We start from the raw sequence: 17,524 nt of genomic DNA on the forward strand, positions 1-17,524 counted from the left end.
GGGAGCTCGAACTTAGGCGTTCTTGCTCATGACCTCGTCCACGATGGACTTGGGCGCGGGCTCATAAGAGTCGAACTGCATCGTGTAGGATGCACGGCCCTGGGTCTGGGAGCGAAGGTCGGTAGCGTAACCGAACATCTCGCCCAGCGGCACCTTGGCACGGATGAGCTTGCTGTTCTTGCGATCCTCCATGCCCTCGATCTTGCCGCGGCGACCGGAGAGGTTGCCCATAACGTCGCCCATGTACTGCTCGGGGGTCTCGACCTCGACAGCCATGATCGGCTCGAGCAGCTGCGGGTCGGACTTCTTGAGGGCGTCCTTGATAGCCATGGAACCGGCGATCTTGAAGGCGGCCTCGGAGGAGTCGACCTCGTGGTAAGAACCGTCGAACAGGGTGACCTTGACGTCGAGGACCGGGAAGCCGGCGATAACACCGGTGTTCAGGGCCTCCTGGATGCCCTTGTCGATGGACGGGATGTACTCCTTGGGCACGACGCCGCCGACGATAGCGTTGACGAACTCGTAGCCGAAGCCCTCCTCCATCTTCTCGAGCTTGATGACGGCGTGGCCGTACTGACCGCGACCACCGGACTGACGGACGAACTTGCCCTCAGCCTTCTCGACGTCGTGACCAGCGGTCTCGCGGTAGGCAACCTGGGGCTTACCAACGTTAGCGTCAACCTTGAACTCACGGAGCAGACGGTCGACGATGATCTCGAGGTGCAGCTCGCCCATGCCGGCGATGATGGTCTGGCCGGTCTCGTGGTTGGTGGACACCTGGAAGGTCGGGTCCTCCTCGGCGAGCTTGGTCAGAGCCAGGGACATCTTGTCCTGCTCGGCCTTGGTCTTGGGCTCAATGGCAACGTCGATAACGGGCTTAGCGAACTCGATCTTCTCGAGGACGATCTCCTTGCCCTCGGCGCACAGGGTGTCACCGGTGGTGGAGTTCTTGAAGCCGACGCAAGCGACGATGTCGCCGGCGGCAGCGTCGTCACGGTCGATACGCTCGGCGGCGTTCATCTCGAGAATGCGGCCGAGGCGCTCGCGCTGACCGTTGGAAGCGTTGACCACGTAGGAGCCGGACTCAGCGCGGCCGGAGTAAACGCGGACGTAGGTGAGCTTACCGACGAACGGGTCGGTCATGATCTTGAAGACCAGGCCGGAGAAGGGCTCGTCGAAGGAAGGATGACGCTGGATCTCCTCGCCGGTGTCCGGATCGGTACCGGTGACGGCCTCAACGTCGAGCGGGCTGGGCAGGTAGTCGACGACAGCGTCGAGCAGCTCCTGGACGCCCTTGTTCTTGTAGGCGGAGCCCACGAAGACGAGGTTAAGCTCGTTGGCCAGAACACCCTTGCGCAGAGCAGCCTTGAGCTCCTCGACGGTGAAGTCCCCCTCCATGAGGATCTTCTCCATGAGCTCGTCATCAAAGCTGGCAGCAGCGTCGAGGAGCTCCTCGCGCTTGGTGGCAGCGATGTCAGCGAACTCAGCCGGGATCTCGTCCATCGGCTCGGGGTAGGTCATGCCCTTCTCGTCGGCCTTGAAGTCCCAAGCAGTCATGGTGACGAGGTCGATGACGCCCCAGAAGTTGTCCTCGGCGCCCATCGGGACCTGAGCGGCCACGGCGTTGGCGTCGAGACGATCCTTCATGGTCTCGATAGCATTGAAGAAGTCAGCGCCCACGCGGTCATACTTGTTGATGAAGGCGATGCGGGGGACGTTGAAGGTAGAAGCCTGACGCCAAACGGTCTCAGACTGGGGCTGAACGCCGGCAACGGCGTCGAAGACGGCGACAGCGCCATCGAGGACGCGCAGGCAGCGCTCGACCTCGGCGGTGAAGTCAACGTGGCCCGGGGTGTCGATGATCTGGATGCGGTAATCCTTACCGTCCTTGTTCCAGAAGCACGTGGTAGCAGCGGAGGTAATGGTTACGCCGCGCTCCTGCTCCTGAACCATCCAGTCCATGGTGGCAGCGCCCTCATGGACCTCACCGATCTTGTGGGTCTTACCGGTGTAGTAAAGAATACGCTCGGTCGTGGTGGTCTTACCGGCATCGATGTGAGCCATGATGCCGATGTTACGGGTATCGGAAAGCTTGTACTTAGGCTTAGCCATGTTAGTTCCTTACCTTAACTTACCAACGATAGTGAGAGAACGCGCGGTTGGCCTCGGCCATCTTGAAGACGTCCTCACGCTTCTTGACGGAAGCGCCCAGGCCGTTGGAGGCGTCGAGGATCTCGTTGGCGAGACGCTCGGCCATGGTCTTCTCCTTGCGAGCGCGGGAGAAGTTGACGATCCAGCGGATGCCCAGAGCGGTGGAACGACGGGAGTTGACCTCCATCGGGACCTGATAGGTAGCGCCACCGACACGCTTGGGCTTAACCTCGAGCGTGGGCTTGACGTTGTCCATAGCCTTCTTGAAGGTAGCGAGAGCGTCGCCACCCTCGGACTTCTCGGCAACGATCTCGAAAGCGGTGTAAACGATGCGCTCAGCGGTGGCCTTCTTGCCGTCAAGAAGGACCTTGTTGATGAGCTGAGTCACCAGGCGGTTGTTGTAAACGGCGTCAGGCTGAACCTCACGACGATTAGCTGCTGCACGACGCGGCATGTGAAATCTCCTTAAGTGTCTACCGTGCGGCGCTTAAGCGGCACACGGCGAAAGTATCAAAACGTTATCTGGCTTATTTGGCCTTGGGGCGCTTAGCACCGTACTTGGAACGGGCCTGCATACGGTTCTGGACCGGAGCAGCGTCGTAGGCGCCACGGATGACGTGATAACGGACACCAGGGAGGTCACGGACACGACCGCCGCGGACGAGCACGATGGAGTGCTCCTGCAGGTTGTGGCCCTCACCCGGGATGTAAGCAGTAACTTCGATGCCGTTGACAAGGCGAACACGGGCAACCTTACGAAGAGCCGAGTTCGGCTTCTTGGGGCTCGTGGTGAAGACGCGGGTGCACACGCCGCGCTTCTGGGAGTTGTGCTGCAGAGCAGCGTTCTTGGACTTCTTGGGCACGGAACGACGGCCCTGGCGAACCAGCTGGTTAATAGTAGGCAAAGCGTACTCCTTCTCGAATGATTCCAGCTTTCTGTAAAGTGCAACGGCTTGAATCGAGGGGTCAGCATCCCCCTACGAAACACGCAGTTCGATAGGATACGTGGCGTTAGCTGTGCCGTCAACAGACCACGCCGCCGGGCGTATCCTTAAATAGCCATATTTCCGCAAACCCTACACAAAAGGAATTCCCTCCTGTGCGTGAGGGCGGATTCCCGGTCCGGGCGGCCCGCTGTTTAAGTTTGCTGCTCTACAGTCCTGCGCAAGACGGAAAGCACATTAAGTGCTTTCCTTTGCGTGCGGAACTCGCGACAAACTTAAACAGCGGGCCGCCCGGACCGGGAATCCGACGCGCTCGTCGGGGCAACGTTACCTGCCAAAAAGGGACAGGTTTATTTTGGCAGGTTTCATCTGGGGAAACATCGCGCTCGAGCGGTGATCTGCTCTCATCTGTCATGGGGTAATCGGCGTTTTCGGAAGTATATCGCTCGGTCTAACCGTCCATTTAATGCAAAATGGGCCGCCTCCCCTAATAGGAAGCGGCCCCAAATCTTACGAATAGACGATGGTAAAGGGTTCCGACGTTTCGGCGCCCCCTGTTGAAGTGCAGCGTGTGCCCTCAAGCGTTACTGAGACCACTTGGTCGACATCAATCAACTTCGTTGGCACCCAGATGTTCTCTCCGCTATTGCGCGTATAAGAAAAATATAAGTTGAACGCCCCTGCGTCGTCATCTTCGATAATCTGCTCCGATCCATCCTTGTAGGTAACCGTCAACTTCTTCGTGACTGCGTCAATGCCCAGATCATCGATGTGCGTCTGGATGGAAAACGGGCTGATCTCGAGAGGCGTGTCATCGGAGCGGAGTTCCTTAGTATCGACGTACGCTCCAACGCTAAACTCGGGTGTCGATGCCTCGAACGGCTTCGCATCCTCTCCTTCGCCCTCGGTCCACGAGATATTCCAGGTGACCGCATGTTGAAAACCTCGCTCGCGATCCATAGAAGCAAAGTACATCGTGCCATTAATGACAGTATCGCTTGATGTGTCCTTATCAATGGTGCAGCGTGTATCAGCCCATTCCTCGCCGAAGTTCATGCTGGGTGTACCGATGCCTTGTTCTTCTTCACCATAGAGAACAAGTTCGCCTGTCTCTGCTGCCGGCTTGTAGTAGTTAACACCATTTGGATTGGACAGCGTAAACGTCACAGCACCGCAGCCGTTTTGGTCGATAGCCATATCATGAATGTCGAGTGTATAGCCGTTGCCCTCGACGGACAGATTGACCTTCTGTACTGAACCCTCCAAGCTTTGGGGCGCGATACCATCACCAAACTCTCTGGTGTAGGTATATTTAGTCCCCGACGAGCCACCTTGAGTCCAGGTAACGGACTCTCCGTTGCCATGGTTTCCCCAGGCAGAGGCAAAATAACTGGAATTGACAACAGCGTAGGCGACCCCTCCGGTCGCCAGCACTCCGGCAAGACATCCGATTACGGCAACATACAGAGGCTTCGCGTGACCCTTTCGGCGAAGCGGCTCGCCAGCAGCGGCATAAAGAACACGGTCAGCAAGATCGCTATCGGCTTGGACGGACTCGAAGGCCTGCTTGATCTGGTTGGATTTCACGGTCGCCCTCCTCTAGGATGAACTTGAGCTTCGATCTGCCGCGAGCTAAACGCGTTCGAACGGTCGCGGCTGGCACATGCAGTAACTCGGCAATTTCTGAAGTCGAGAAGCCCAGATAGTAATAGAGCACGATAGGAATACGGAATCGCTCAGGAAGTCGCATAACGTCTGACAGGACCGCCTTGGTCTCCTCCTGCGCCGTCGAAAGCGAATCGGCCAGATTCTCAATATCCTCCACACGCCTCCATGGCTTTCGAAAGAGCGATTTGCATTCATTGATCGTGACCCGGATAAGCCATCGACGAAGATGTTCCCAGCTTTCAAATTGCGCATCGCTTTTGAGCAACTTAAGAAAGACATCTTGAGCGACATCATCGGCGTCAGCACGATCGCGCAGATACGTCAATGCGATTCGAAACACGACATCCCGGTGATCTTCGACTGCCTGTCTAAAAGCTTGTTCTTCCATAATCACCTCCCGGTGACGTTAATGGTTCTCGATGAGGCCCTCACCATAGATACGCTTTGACCGAACGGAATGTTTCAAATTCAAGCAGGAAAAACCTACCAAAATAAACCTGTCCCTTTTTGGCAGGTTTTCTTCAGCAAAAAAGACCCGCTTCCCTGTTGGGAAACGGGTCTTTGGAAGGGCGGTTAACGTACTTGGAAGTTACTCCTCGTCGTTGTCCTTGGCCTCTTCGGCGTCGTCGGTGTCTACGAGCTGGTTGAGTAGCTCGTCGAGGGAAGCCATGTCCTCGTTGATGGCACCGTTGGCGGGAGCCTTCTTGTCGTCGATCGGGGCGCCCAGGAGCTCCTCGTCGGCGTCGGCGTGATGCGTCGGCGTGGCGGAGGTGCCCAGCAGGATGTCGTCCGGACCGTCGGGGCTAAAGACCATCTGCAGCAGCTGCGAGAGGTCTTCCTCGTCGGCAACGTCGTCGTTGTTCTCGAGGATGTAGAGCAGGTCGTGGGCCTCCAGGCCGTCACGGAGCTCCTCGATCGCCTTGGCACCGATACCATCGATGCGCAGCAGATCCTCCTCGGACTTGCCGACCAGGTCGCCGACCGTCTCGATGCCGACCTCGCTGAACTTGTTGGTCCAGCGCTGTGACACGCCCAGGTCGTCGAACAGGTACAGGCGAGCCTTCTCGGCGGAGATGGTGTGGCCGTTGCGGGTGAACGAACCGTCAGCACCGCCGAACTCGTCGTAGCCGGCCCAGTCGAGCTGCTGCGGGAGCTGCTCGTCCAGGTCCTTGAGCTCAACCGGAGCCCACTCGGGCAGCGACTTGGCGTTGGGCGAAGCCGGGCCGTCGATGTCCACGTAGCCGTCGGCCGTACGATACGTCAGCTTGGCGTTGGCGTACGGCTTGAGGCCGGTACCAGCCGGGATCTTCTTACCGACGATGACGTTGGACTTAAGGTCGAGCAGGTGGTCGACCTTGCCCTCAATGGCAGCCTCGGTAAGGACGCCAGCGGTACGGATGAACGAAGCGCTCGACAGCCAGGAGTCGATGTTGGACGCGACCTTGAGCGTACCCAGGATGACGGGCTCGGCCACGGGAGCCTGACCGCCCAGACGGGCAACGCGCTCAACCTCGTCGGCGAACTCGTAGCGGTCAACGTACTGACCAAGCAGGTACTTGGAGTCGCCGGGGTTGGTGATCTGAACGCGACGCAGCATCTGACGTGCGAGCACCTCGATGTGCTTGTCGTTCAGGTCGACGCCCTGGCTGGTGTAGACGTCCTTAACGCTCTCGACGAAGGTGTGCATCGTCGACTCGATGTCGGTCAGCTTGCGCAGGTTGCGGAAGTTGACGAAGCCCTTGGTGATCTGGTCACCGGCGCGAACCTCGCAGCCGTCCTCGATCTCGGGCATAAAGCGCACCGAAGCGGGGACGCGACGCTCGTCGAGGACACGGGTGTGGTCCTCGGAGTCGGTGAGCGTCAGCACGTACTCGGACTTCTCGGGCTTAATCGAGAGGTGGCCGGAGTACGGAGCCAGCTCGGCCTCGCGACCCAGAATCTTCTCGTTGACGTTGCCGACGATATCGAACATACGGCTGACCGTAGGCAGACCCTGCGTAATATCGTCGACGCCAGCGACGCCGCCGGAGTGAATGGTACGCATCGTAAGCTGCGTACCGGGCTCGCCGATGGACTGGGCGGCAATAATGCCGACGGCAGTACCGATGGCGACCGGACGACGGGTGGAAAGATCCCAGCCGTAGCACTTCTGGCACACGCCGTACTTGGAGCGGCAGGTGAGCAGTGCGCGAAGCTTGACCTTCTTAAGGCCGGCATCGACCATCTTCTGGATGTCAGCGACCTTCTCGATGTAGCCGTCCTGCTCAAAGAGCACGGTGCCATCGGGAGCCACGACGTCCTCGATGAAGCAACGGCCGACGAGGTCGGTGTTGAGGTCGGTGGTGCCGGGGATGATGAGGTTGTAGGTGACGCCCTCGTGCGTACCGCAGTCCTCCTCGCGGACGATGACGTCCTGGGCCACGTCGACCAGACGACGGGTCAGGTAACCAGAGTCCGAGGTGTGGGATGCGGTATCGACCAGGCCCTTACGGGCGCCGTAGGTCGAAATGAAGTACTCGAGCGGCAGCAGGCCCTCGCGGAAGTTCGCCTTAATGGGAAGGTCGATCGTCTCGCCGGACATGTCTGCCATCAGGCCACGCATGCCGCCGAGCTGACGCAGCTGGGTCTTAGAACCACGGGCGCCGGAGTCGGCCATCATGTAGAGCGGGTTCTCCTCGTCGAACAAGTCGAGCATGAGCGCTGCGACCTTGTCGGTACAAGCGGTCCACTCGTTAACGACTTCGATGTGGCGCTCCGTCTCGTTGATGAAGCCCTCCTCGAAGTACTCGTTGATCTGGTCGACGTTGGTCTGGGCGCGGTCGAGCAGCTCCTGCTTCTCGGCAGGGATGAGAGCGTCCCACACCGAGATGGTGAGGCCGGCGCGGGTAGCGTAGTGGAAGCCGGAGTACTTGATGGCGTCGAGGATCGGACCGACCTTGGCCTCGGGATAGCGATCGCAGCAGTCCGCAACCAGCTTGGCCACATCGCCCTTGACCATCTTGTAGTTCATGAACTCGTAGTCTTCGGGCAGGCACTGGCGGTTGAAGATGATGCGGCCGATGGAGGTCTCGAAGCGCGCGGTCTTGTTGCCGGTGACGTCGTAGTCGACGAACTCATTCTTGCCGTTCTTGACGCGGAAGATACGGGTGCCGTCCTCGTTGATGACATTGGCGTCGGCAGCGGACACGCGGACCTGAATCTTGGCCTGCATGTCGACCTCGGAGCGGCAGTCATAGGCGTGCAGCGCGTCGTCGAAGCTGGCGAACACGTGGTTCTCGCCCGGCAGACCGTCGCGGACCTGGGTGAGGTAGTACACACCGATGATCATGTCCTGTGAGGGGATGTTGACCGGCTTGCCGGATGCCGGCGAGCGCAGGTTGTTCGCAGAGAGCATAAGCACGCGAGCCTCGGCCTGAGCCTGGCTGGACAGCGGCACGTGGACAGACATCTGGTCGCCGTCGAAGTCGGCGTTGAAGGGCGAGCAGACCAGCGGGTGCAGGTGGATAGCCTTGCCCTCGACCAGCACCGGCTCAAAGGCCTGAATGGACAGACGGTGCAGGGTCGGTGCGCGGTTGAGCAGCACGACGCGGCCGTCGATGACCTCTTCGAGGATATCCCACACAAAGGTGGCACCGCGGTCGATAGCGCGCTTGGCGCCCTTGATGTTCTCGACCTTGCCAAGCTCGACCAGGCGCTTCATGACGAAGGGCTTGAAGAGCTCCAGCGCCATGGTCTTGGGCAGACCGCACTGGTGCAGCAGCAGCTTGGGGTCGGTAACGATTACCGAACGGCCGGAGTAGTCGACACGCTTGCCCAGCAGGTTCTGACGGAAACGGCCCTGCTTGCCCTTGAGGGCCTCGGCGAGCGACTTGAGCGGGCGACCGCCACGGCCAGAGACCGGGCGACCACGACGGCCGTTGTCGAACAGGGCGTCCACGGACTCCTGGAGCATGCGCTTCTCGTTGTTCACGATGATCGCAGGGGCGTCCAGGTCGAGCAGGCGCTTGAGTCGGTTGTTACGGTTGATCACGCGACGATACAGATCGTTGAGGTCGGACGCGGCGAAGCGGCCGCCGTCGAGCTGGACCATCGGGCGCAGATCGGGCGGAATGACCGGGATGACGTCCAGGATCATGTTCGCGGGGCTGTTGCCGCCCTTCAGGAAGGCGTCAACGACCTCGAGGCGCTTGACGGCCTTCTCGCGCTTCTGCTTCTGGGAGTCCTCGTCGGCGATGATGGCCTTGAGCTTCTCGGCCTCAGAGGGGAGGTCGATGGCAGCGAGCAGGTCGCGGACGGCCTCGGCACCCATACCACCCTTGAAGTACATGGAGTAGTAACGGGTCATCTCACGGAACAGCGGCTCATCGGAGATGAGGTCGCGCTCGGTGAGCTTCATGAAGGCGTTGAAGGCGTCCGTGCGGAGCTGCTTCTCGTCCTTGCACTCTTCCTCGATGTCGACGATGCCAGAAGCGATCTCCTCGGGGGTCAGCGGCTCCTCGTCGGAGAACTCGTCAAAGTTCTCGGGGTTGCCCTGCTCCTTGAGGGACTCGATCTGGCGGGCGCACTCGGCATCGATCTCTTCCAGATCGGCGGCGAGCTCCTCGCGCAGGTCGTCAGCGTCGGCCTCGCGAGCCTCGTAGTCGACCTCGGTGATGATGTAGCTGGCAAAGTACAGAACCTTCTCGAGGTCCTTGGACTTGATGTCGAGCATACGGCTCATCGGGAAGCTCGTGGGGCTCTTGAAGTACCAGATGTGGGACACGGGAGCGGCGAGCTCGATGTGGCCCATGCGGTCGCGACGCACCTTGGCCGAGGTGACCTCGACGCCGCAGCGCTCGCAGACGATGCCCTTAAAGCGGATGCCCTTGTACTTGCCGCAGGAGCACTCCCAGTCCTTGGCGGGACCGAAGATCTTCTCGCAGAACAGGCCGTCCTTCTCGGGCTTGAGGGTACGGTAATTGATGGTCTCCGGCTTCTTGACCTCACCGTGCGACCAGGAACGGATCTGGTCGGCGGAGGCAAGGGAGATCTTTACCGAGTCAAAATCAGTAGCTTCGAAATCTGCCACAGTCAACTACTCCTTATCAGTGGTCGTGGCGGCGACAGCCTCGGGTGCCTCGGCGGTCTCGGCATCCTCGGCCTCGACGTCGGTGTCAACGCCGGCGAGCGCAGCCAGGTCGTCGAGAGCAGAGGTCTCCTCGGCGGTCACAGGGGCGGAGGCGTCCTCGTCGGCATCGTGCATGGGCTCGATGTCCAGCGCGAGGGAGCGGATCTCCTTGACGAGAACCTTGAAGGACTCGGGGATACCCGGGACAGGAACGTTCTCGCCCTTGACGATGGACTCGTAGGTCTTGACGCGGCCCACGGTATCGTCGGACTTGACGGTCAGGATCTCCTGCAGGACGTTGGAAGCACCGTATGCGTACAGTGCCCAAACTTCCATCTCGCCGAAGCGCTGGCCGCCGAACTGGGCCTTGCCGCCCAGAGGCTGCTGGGTAACCAGGCTGTAAGGGCCGGTCGAACGGGCGTGGATCTTGTCGTCGACCATGTGGCCGAGCTTGAGGATGTAGGACGTACCCACGGTAATGGGCTCGCGGAACTCCTCGCCGGTGCGGCCGTCGAACAGACGAGTCTTGCCGCGCTCGTCAAGCTGGGTGACGAACTCGGGGCGCATGTGATCGCCAAAGGCAGCGGTGGCCTTGTTGAGCATGTTCTTGTTGGCGCGACGGATGACCTCGGCGATCTCGTCCTCCTTGGCGCCGTCGAAGACGGGCGTGGCGGTGAAGAACGGACCGGGGACGTACTTGTCGGAGTCGGCCTGCTCGGTATCCCAACCGCAGGCAGCAGCCCAGCCAAGGTGGCACTCGAGCAGCTGGCCGACGTTCATACGCGAAGGAACGCCCAGCGGGTTGAGGATAACGTCGATCGGGGTACCGTCAGCCATGTAGGGCATGTCCTCGACCGGCAGAACGTTACAGATAACACCCTTGTTGCCGTGGCGGCCGGCGATCTTATCGCCCTGCTGGATCTTACGACGCTGGGCGACGTAGACGCGCACCTGCTCGTTGACGCCGGGGGCCAGGTCGTCGCCGTTCTCGCGGCTAAAGCGGACGACGTCGATGACGCGGCCGTAAGCGCCGTGAGGCATCTTAAGGGAGGTGTCGCGGACATCGTGGGCCTTGGCACCGAAGATGGCGCGCAGCAGGCGCTCCTCGGCGGTCAGAGCGCTCTCGCCCTTAGGCGTGACCTTACCGACCAGGATGTCGCCAGGGCCGACCTCGGCGCCGATGCGGATGATGCCGTCCTCGTCGAGGTTGGCAAGCATGTCCTCGGAGAGGTTCGGGATCTCGCGGGTGATCTCCTCGGGGCCGAGCTTGGTGTCGCGGGCGTCGATCTCGTGACGGGTGATGTTGATGGTCGTCAGCAGGTCCTCGGCCACCAGGCGCTCGGACACGACGATACCGTCCTCGTAGTTAAAGCCTTCCCACGGCATGTAGGCCACGGTGAGGTTCTGGCCCAGTGCGAGCTCGCCGTGATCGGTCGAAGGACCGTCAGCCAGAGGCTCGCCCTGCTCAACGGTGTCACCGACGCGCACGAGCGGACGGTGGTTGATGCAGGTGGACTGGTTGGAGCGCTGGTACTTGGCCAGGTGATACTCGTCCATGCCGCCGGCATGCTTGACGATGATCTTGGCGGCGTCGGCAAAGATGACCTCGCCGGCATTCTTGGCCAGGGTGACCTCGCCGGAGTCCAGAGCGGCGCGACGCTCCATGCCGGTACCGACATAGGGAGCGGCGGGGTGAACCAGCGGCACGGCCTGACGCTGCATGTTAGCGCCCATCAGCGTACGCTTGGCGTCGTCGTGCTCAAGGAACGGGATCAGCGTGGCTGCGACGGAGAGCATCTGGCGCGGCGAGACGTCCATGTAGTCGACGTCCTCGACAGGCACGTCGGCGGGAGCGCCGAAGGAGCCGTCGAAGTCGCGGGTACGGGCGATCACGGTGTGCGGACGGACGATCTTGCCCTCGGCATCGGTCGTGATGAACTCGTTGGTCTTGGGATCGAGCGGCGTGTTGGCCGGCGCGATGACGTGCTTCTCTTCCTCGTCAGCGGTCATCCAGTCGATCTGGTCGGTGGCAACGCCGTTCTCGACGCGACGGAACGGGGCCTCGATGAAGCCGTACTCGTTGACGCGGGCGTAGAGGGCGAGCGAGCCGATCAGGCCGATGTTGGGGCCTTCGGGGGTCTCGATCGGGCACATGCGGCTGTAGTGCGAGTTGTGAACGTCGCGGACGGCCGTCGGCACGTTGGTGCGGCGGCTGGAGCCCGACTTGTGGCCGGCAAGACCGCCAGGGCCGAGTGCGGACAGACGGCGCTTGTGGGTCAGACCGGTCAGGGGGTTCGCCTGGTCCATGAACTGCGAGAGCTGCGAGGAACCGAAGAACTCCTTGATGGAGGCCACGATCGGACGGATGTTGATAAGCGACTGCGGGGTGATCTCGTCGATGTCCTGGGAGCTCATGCGCTCACGGACGACGCGCTCCATACGGCTCATGCCGATACGGAACTGGTTGGCGACGAGCTCGCCGACGGTGCGGATGCGGCGGTTGCCAAAGTGGTCGATGTCGTCGACCTTGAAGCCCTGCTCGCCGGCAGCGAGGGACAGCAGGTAGCGCAGCGTCGCGACGATATCCTCGTCGGTGAGCACCGTGACCTCTTCCTCGGTGGTGAGGTTGAGCTTCTTGTTGACCTTGTAGCGACCGACGCGGGCCAGATCGTAGCGCTGCGGGTTGAAGAGCAGACCCTCGAGCAGGCTGCGGGAAGCGTCCACGGTGGGAGGCTCGCCCGGGCGCAGACGACGGTAGATCTCGATGAGAGCATCCTCGCGGGTAAGGGCGGTGTCGCGCTCCAGGGTGCGCTTGATCACATCGGAGTTGCCGAGCAGCTCGATGATGTCGTCGTTGGTGACGGCGATGCCAAGGGCGCGCAGGAACATCGTGGCGCTCTGCTTGCGCTTACGGTCGATGGAGACCATGAGCTGGTCGCGCTTGTCGACCTCAAACTCAAGCCAGGCACCGCGGGACGGGATAATCTGGGCCTTGTAGATCTGCTTGCCCGAATCCATCTCGGAGCTGTAGTACACGCCCGGGGAGCGGACGAGCTGCGAGACGACGATACGCTCGGTACCGTTGATGATGAAGGTACCCTGATCGGTCATCATGGGGAAGTCGCCCATGAAGACGAGCTGCTCCTTGATCTCGCCGGTCTCCTTGTTGGTGAGACGGACGTCGGTCAGAAGCGGAGCCTGATAGGTCATATCCTTCTCGCGGCACTCCTCGACGGTGTGCGCGGGGTCGCCGAACTGATGCTCGCCGAAGGTAACCTCGAGAACATGGTTCTGGCTCTGGATGGGGCTGGATTCCTTGAACGCCTCACGAAGGCCCTCGTCCTTAAAACGCTCAAAGGATTCCCTTTGAACAGAGATAAGGTTGGGGAGCTCCATGGCCTCCGGGATTTTCCCGAAGCTGACGCGCTTGCGCTCAGTGGCAGTGTATGCGTAGGTCACCAGGTTTTTCCTCCTTCACGGAAATGCTCGGTGGGTTGGCGAGGCATAGCTTCGCCAGTTATCGCAACCTAATAGTTTATCAGGTACCGACCGTTGGGCAAGAAAAGCCTTGACGCGATTGAGTTTTTGGAGTAGCAAAGTTTTTCGACAGAAAACACGCAGGTAGATGCATGTGTATCGAACATCTGTTCATATATTTTCTGTGAACAGAGAGCCGGCAATCGCAGCTCTTATAAAAAACGGGCGCGAACCGAGGTCCACGCCCGTAAATGTCGGTGCCCGAAGGCTTACTTGCGTATCAATCCGCCGCGCTCGTCGATGGCGTCCCAGAAGGCGTCGGCAAAGCGGGGGTCGTTTGCAGCCATGAGGGCGTTAGTGGCCATCCAACCAGAGGGAGTGCCGGTGTCGTAGCCCGACAGCGGGTCGATGACGACGGCGTACATGGCCTCGCGGTCGAGCGAACGGGCCATGGCGTCGGTGAGCTGGATCTCGCCGCCCTTGCCGGCCTGCTGATCTGCCAGCAAGTCCATGACCAGCGGGCTCAGCAGGTAGCGACCGACGATGTACAGGTTGGACGGAGCCGCCTCGGGAGCGGGCTTCTCGACCAGACCGCCGATGCGCCAGACAGCGCCCGGCTCGGCATCGGCAACGCCCTCGGCGCCCTCGAGCGAACCGACGCGCTCGCCGGCGATAACGCCGTAGCGGCTGACTTCCTCGGGCGAGCAAGCAGCGACGGCGATAACCGAAGCGCCACCGTGCTCCTTGGAAACGGCGAGCATCTTGTCGCAGATATCGCGGTTAGGCACAACGTAGTCGCCCAGAAGAACCAGAAAGTTCTCCCCTGCCACGGCGTCGGCAGCAGAGCGAATAGCATGGCCGAGGCCCTTGGGCTCGTACTGATAACGGAAGTCGACCGGCATACCGCCAGCGTGGGCGACAGCATCGGCATAGGCGTTCTTGCCGCGCTCGCGCAGCAGGTTCTCGAGCGAACGGTCGGGCTGGAAGTAGTTCAGCAGCTCGGGCTTGCCGGGAGAAGTAACGATGATGGCGTCGTCGACCTCCTCGGGGTCGAGTGCCTCCTCGACGACGTACTGAATGACGGGCTTGTCGAGCACCGGCAGCATCTCTTTGGGCGTGCACTTGGTGCCAGGCAGAAAACGCGCGCCAAGACCGGCGGCGGGGATGATTGCCTTCATGTTATTCAAAGATCCTTTCGCAGGCGCAAAAGCGCCCCATGCGTGCGGCACACAGCCGCAGACCAAATTGCGATACCCAAGCATCTTACCGCTGGAACTATATGTCGCTACAAGACAGAGACAATTCTTCAGCAGGTCAACGCAAATTATTGCTCGAATGGTGCAATTTTATTGCCCAACGGCAGGGCACCCGATACGACGCAAATCACAGAACATGGCAGTTTGAGCAACCGATGCCGAGGGACCGAAAAACAAAAAAGACGGGGCTCGCAATGCGAACCCCGTCTGCAAAGAAATCTGGCGAGAAAGCCTGATTACTTGAGGGTGACAGCAGCGCCAGCAGCCTCGAGCTTCTCCTTGGCAGCCTCGGCGTCCTCCTTCTTGGCACCCTCGAGAACAGCCTTGGGAGCGCCCTCGACGACCTCCTTGGCCTCCTTCAGGCCAAGGTTGGTGAGCTCACGGACGGCCTTGATGACCTGGATCTTGTTGTCGCCGAAGCCCTCGAGCACGACGTCAAACTCGGTCTTCTCCTCGGCCTCAGCAGCGCCAGCAGCGGGAGCGGCGACAACAGCGGCAGGAGCAGCGGCGGAAACGCCGAAGGTGTCCTCGATAGCCTTAACGAGCTCGGAAGCCTCGAGAAGGGTCATTTCCTTAAGAGCATCGATGATCTCATCGGTGGTAAGCTTAGCCATTTCTAAGTCCTTTCGGTTTCCGTGTCTTTGCACGGAGATCAGTTAAAACACGGCGCGAAAGCGCCAGGGGTGCGGCGTTGCCGCCGCGGGTGAAAACAGCGACTAGGCTGCCTTCTGCTCGGAGACCTGCTGAATCGAACGAGCGAGACCAGAGGAAACGCCGTTGACGCAGACAGCGATGTCGCGAGCGAAACCGGAGATGAGACCGGCGATCTGGCCGAGAAGCTGGTCCTTGGTGGGCAGCTCGGCGATAGCCTTAACATCATCGGCGGAAACGGCCTTGCCGTCGGAGATACCGCCCTTGATCTCAAGGACGCCCTTGGACTTAGCAGAGAAGTCCTTAAGGGCCTTAGCGGCCTCGACCGGCTCGGTCTCGTAGAACACATAAGCGACGGGGCCGGCGAGAATCTCGTCGAGCTCGGGCTGCTCCTGGTTCTTGAGAGCGATCTTGACCAGGTTGTTCTTGTAGACCTTCATCTCGGCGCCGCACTCGCGAAGCTGATGACGCAGCTCCTGAGCCTGCTTAACCGTCAGACCGTTGTAGTTGACAACGAACAGACCGGCGTTCTCGGCGATACGGGACTCGATCTCTGCAACCTTGTCGATTTTGTACTGCTGGGGCATGAATTACACCTCCTCGAATTCTTTCCGGGCACGGTCCGCCACAAGGACGTGACGGGGGCATGTCCAAAAAGAAAGCCCCCGCGCTGCATGAGCGACGGGGGCGAGAAGACATATCTACTCGACCACCTCGGCTGGCGGGATGTCCCATTAAGCTCGCGGGCAATGCCCGTTTGCACCGGCTGTCTCTGGCAGCGGATTCGTGCGTGAACCGAAAGTATTATGTCGGGGACCCCGGCGTCGGTCAACGGGAAACCGGGCTGCACACAATTCCACCATCCGGCCGCGCCGCCGAAGGCCAGGCGCAAGGTTTTCGCTCGGTCAGGTCCTGGGCTCGCACGAAGAGCACATTAAGTGCTCTTCGGCTCGTGCGGAATCTACGAAAACCTTGCGCCTGGCCTTCGGCGGCGCGGCCTGCGGTGACTTTGGGGCAGCCCGGTTTCCCGTTGGCCGGCACCCCCACTCATAAGCCTTAAGTCGGTGGGCTGATGATTTTGGGTCCCGTTGGGCTACAGAGTTGAAACGAAGGTGGACAGGCGGCGGAGGCCTTCGTCCAGATCTTTGTCGGAGACGCAGTAGCTGAGGCGGATGTAGCCTTCGGTGCCGAAGCAGTTTCCGGGGACTAGGGCTACGTTGGCCTCTTTGATGGCTTTGATGCAGAAGTCTTCGCTTGTCAGGCCGTACTGTTTAATGCTGGGGAAGGCGTAGAAGGCGCCGGCTGGCTCCACTACGTCGAGATCCATGGCGTCTAAGGCTGCGAGTACGCGCTCGCGGCGGGCTCGGTAGACTTTGAGCATGGGGGTTGGGTCGACGGTGAGGGCTCGGGCTGCGGCGTCCATCTCGAAGGAGACGGCGCTCGATACTAGGTATTGGTGAGCTTTTGCGATCTCGGCGATGACGGGTGCCGCTGCCGCGAGCCAACCCAGGCGCCAGCCGGTCATAGCCCAGGGCTTGGAGAAGCTCTCGATGACGACCGTCTGCTCACGCAGCTCCGGGTGACGCTGGGCAAAGCGCTCGTAGCCATCCACATAAACCAGGCGGTTGTATACGTCGTCGCAGACCACGTAGATGCCCGCCTGCTCCGCCACGTGCGCCACGGCGTCGAGCGAAGCCGCGTTGAGGATACAGCCCGTAGGATTGTTGGGCGAGCAGATGACGATGGCCTTGGTCGCCGGCGTCACGCAAGCACGAAGCGCTTCCTCATCGATCTGGAATTGCGCGGGCTCCGTATCCAAAAAGACTGCTTTGGCGTGGTTGGCCACGACGATGCTCTCGTACAGGCCAAAGGCCGGCGTGGGGATAATGACCTCGTCGCCGGGGTTGAGCATAGCCATGAATGTTGCCGACAGGGCCTCGGTCGCGCCGTCGGTCAGGATGACCTCGTCGGCGGAAAACGCCAGGCCCGCGTCATCCATATATTTGGACAGTGCATCACGCAGGGCGGGGCGACCGTTGTTGGGCGGATAGTGCGTGTCACCGCGGTCCAGCGCGGCGGTCACCTCGGCGCTAATCACATCGGGCGTGGGAAAATCGGGCTCGCCGAGCGCAAGCGCGATGCACCCCGGGTGCTGGGCAGCGAGCGCGTTTATCCGACGGATGCCGGAGGGCTTGAGCGTGGCAAGCGAGGTATTCATGGGCAGACGCATGGCGTTCCTTTCGTAAGGGTTGCACTAGGATAGCGCGCCC

General features: G+C 60.8%; 11 protein-coding genes. All 11 read right to left on the reverse strand.

Annotated features, from left to right (window positions below; genetic code table 11):
• Positions 1-12: 12 nt before the first annotated feature.
• A complete protein-coding gene (fusA, locus tag DW112_RS01490; protein ID WP_118328200.1) occupies positions 13-2,112 on the reverse strand; it encodes an elongation factor G in 2,100 nt (699 codons plus the stop codon).
• A gap of 19 nt (positions 2,113-2,131) precedes the next feature.
• Positions 2,132-2,605: a 30S ribosomal protein S7 gene (gene rpsG, locus DW112_RS01495; protein WP_006235013.1), complete on the reverse strand. Its 474-nt coding sequence runs from the start codon at positions 2,603-2,605 to the stop codon at positions 2,132-2,134.
• Between the two features lie 73 nt (positions 2,606-2,678).
• Complete coding sequence (gene rpsL / locus DW112_RS01500) at positions 2,679-3,056, reverse strand: 30S ribosomal protein S12 (RefSeq protein ID WP_006235012.1); 378 nt, start codon at positions 3,054-3,056, stop codon at positions 2,679-2,681.
• A 549-nt stretch (positions 3,057-3,605) separates the two neighbouring features.
• Positions 3,606-4,682 (reverse strand): DUF4179 domain-containing protein, encoded by a 1,077-nt coding sequence (locus DW112_RS01505; RefSeq protein WP_118328201.1) that lies wholly within the window; start codon positions 4,680-4,682, stop codon positions 3,606-3,608.
• Positions 4,633-5,151 carry an RNA polymerase sigma factor gene (locus DW112_RS01510; RefSeq protein WP_233541074.1) on the reverse strand — a complete coding sequence of 173 codons (519 nt, stop codon included), beginning with the start codon at positions 5,149-5,151 and terminating at the stop codon, positions 4,633-4,635. Before DW112_RS01510 ends, DW112_RS01505 begins: the two co-directional genes overlap by 50 nt.
• Before the next feature lie 201 nt (positions 5,152-5,352).
• The gene (locus DW112_RS01515; protein WP_199585293.1) at positions 5,353-9,831 is read right to left on the reverse strand and encodes a DNA-directed RNA polymerase subunit beta'; all 4,479 of its coding nucleotides are present in this window, start codon (positions 9,829-9,831) and stop codon (positions 5,353-5,355) included.
• 6 nt (positions 9,832-9,837) lie between these two features.
• Entirely contained in the window at positions 9,838-13,266 is a 3,429-nt protein-coding gene (locus tag DW112_RS01520; RefSeq protein ID WP_233503781.1) for a DNA-directed RNA polymerase subunit beta, read from the reverse strand.
• Between the two features lie 350 nt (positions 13,267-13,616).
• Complete coding sequence (locus DW112_RS01525; RefSeq protein WP_118328203.1) at positions 13,617-14,525, reverse strand: UTP--glucose-1-phosphate uridylyltransferase; 909 nt, start codon at positions 14,523-14,525, stop codon at positions 13,617-13,619.
• Positions 14,526-14,839: 314 nt separating this feature from the next.
• Positions 14,840-15,217 carry a 50S ribosomal protein L7/L12 gene (gene rplL / locus DW112_RS01530; protein WP_006235005.1) on the reverse strand — a complete coding sequence of 126 codons (378 nt, stop codon included), beginning with the start codon at positions 15,215-15,217 and terminating at the stop codon, positions 14,840-14,842.
• A 102-nt stretch (positions 15,218-15,319) separates the two neighbouring features.
• Complete coding sequence (gene rplJ, locus DW112_RS01535) at positions 15,320-15,841, reverse strand: 50S ribosomal protein L10 (RefSeq protein WP_089572500.1); 522 nt, start codon at positions 15,839-15,841, stop codon at positions 15,320-15,322.
• Positions 15,842-16,347: 506 nt separating this feature from the next.
• Positions 16,348-17,484, reverse strand: a complete 1,137-nt coding sequence (locus tag DW112_RS01540; protein WP_118328204.1) for a pyridoxal phosphate-dependent aminotransferase — start codon at positions 17,482-17,484, stop codon at positions 16,348-16,350.
• Positions 17,485-17,524: the final 40 nt, after the last annotated feature.

It is taken from the genome of Collinsella sp. AM09-41, assembly GCF_003473245.1.
GTDB lineage: Bacteria > Actinomycetota > Coriobacteriia > Coriobacteriales > Coriobacteriaceae > Collinsella.

Excerpts from the sequence above, each read along its gene's own strand:
- fusA (WP_118328200.1), bottom strand. The coding sequence starts at position 2,112 with ATGGCTAAGCCTAAGTACAAGCTTTCCGATACCCGTAACATCGGCATC.
- rpsG (WP_006235013.1), bottom strand. The coding sequence starts at position 2,605 with ATGCCGCGTCGTGCAGCAGCTAATCGTCGTGAGGTTCAGCCTGACGCC.
- DW112_RS01510 (WP_233541074.1), bottom strand. The coding sequence starts at position 5,151 with ATGGAAGAACAAGCTTTTAGACAGGCAGTCGAAGATCACCGGGATGTC.
- DW112_RS01520 (WP_233503781.1), bottom strand. The coding sequence starts at position 13,266 with ATGGAGCTCCCCAACCTTATCTCTGTTCAAAGGGAATCCTTTGAGCGT.
- DW112_RS01525 (WP_118328203.1), bottom strand. The coding sequence starts at position 14,525 with ATGAAGGCAATCATCCCCGCCGCCGGTCTTGGCGCGCGTTTTCTGCCT.
- rplL (WP_006235005.1), bottom strand. The coding sequence starts at position 15,217 with ATGGCTAAGCTTACCACCGATGAGATCATCGATGCTCTTAAGGAAATG.
- rplJ (WP_089572500.1), bottom strand. The coding sequence starts at position 15,841 with ATGCCCCAGCAGTACAAAATCGACAAGGTTGCAGAGATCGAGTCCCGT.
- DW112_RS01540 (WP_118328204.1), bottom strand. The coding sequence starts at position 17,484 with ATGCGTCTGCCCATGAATACCTCGCTTGCCACGCTCAAGCCCTCCGGC.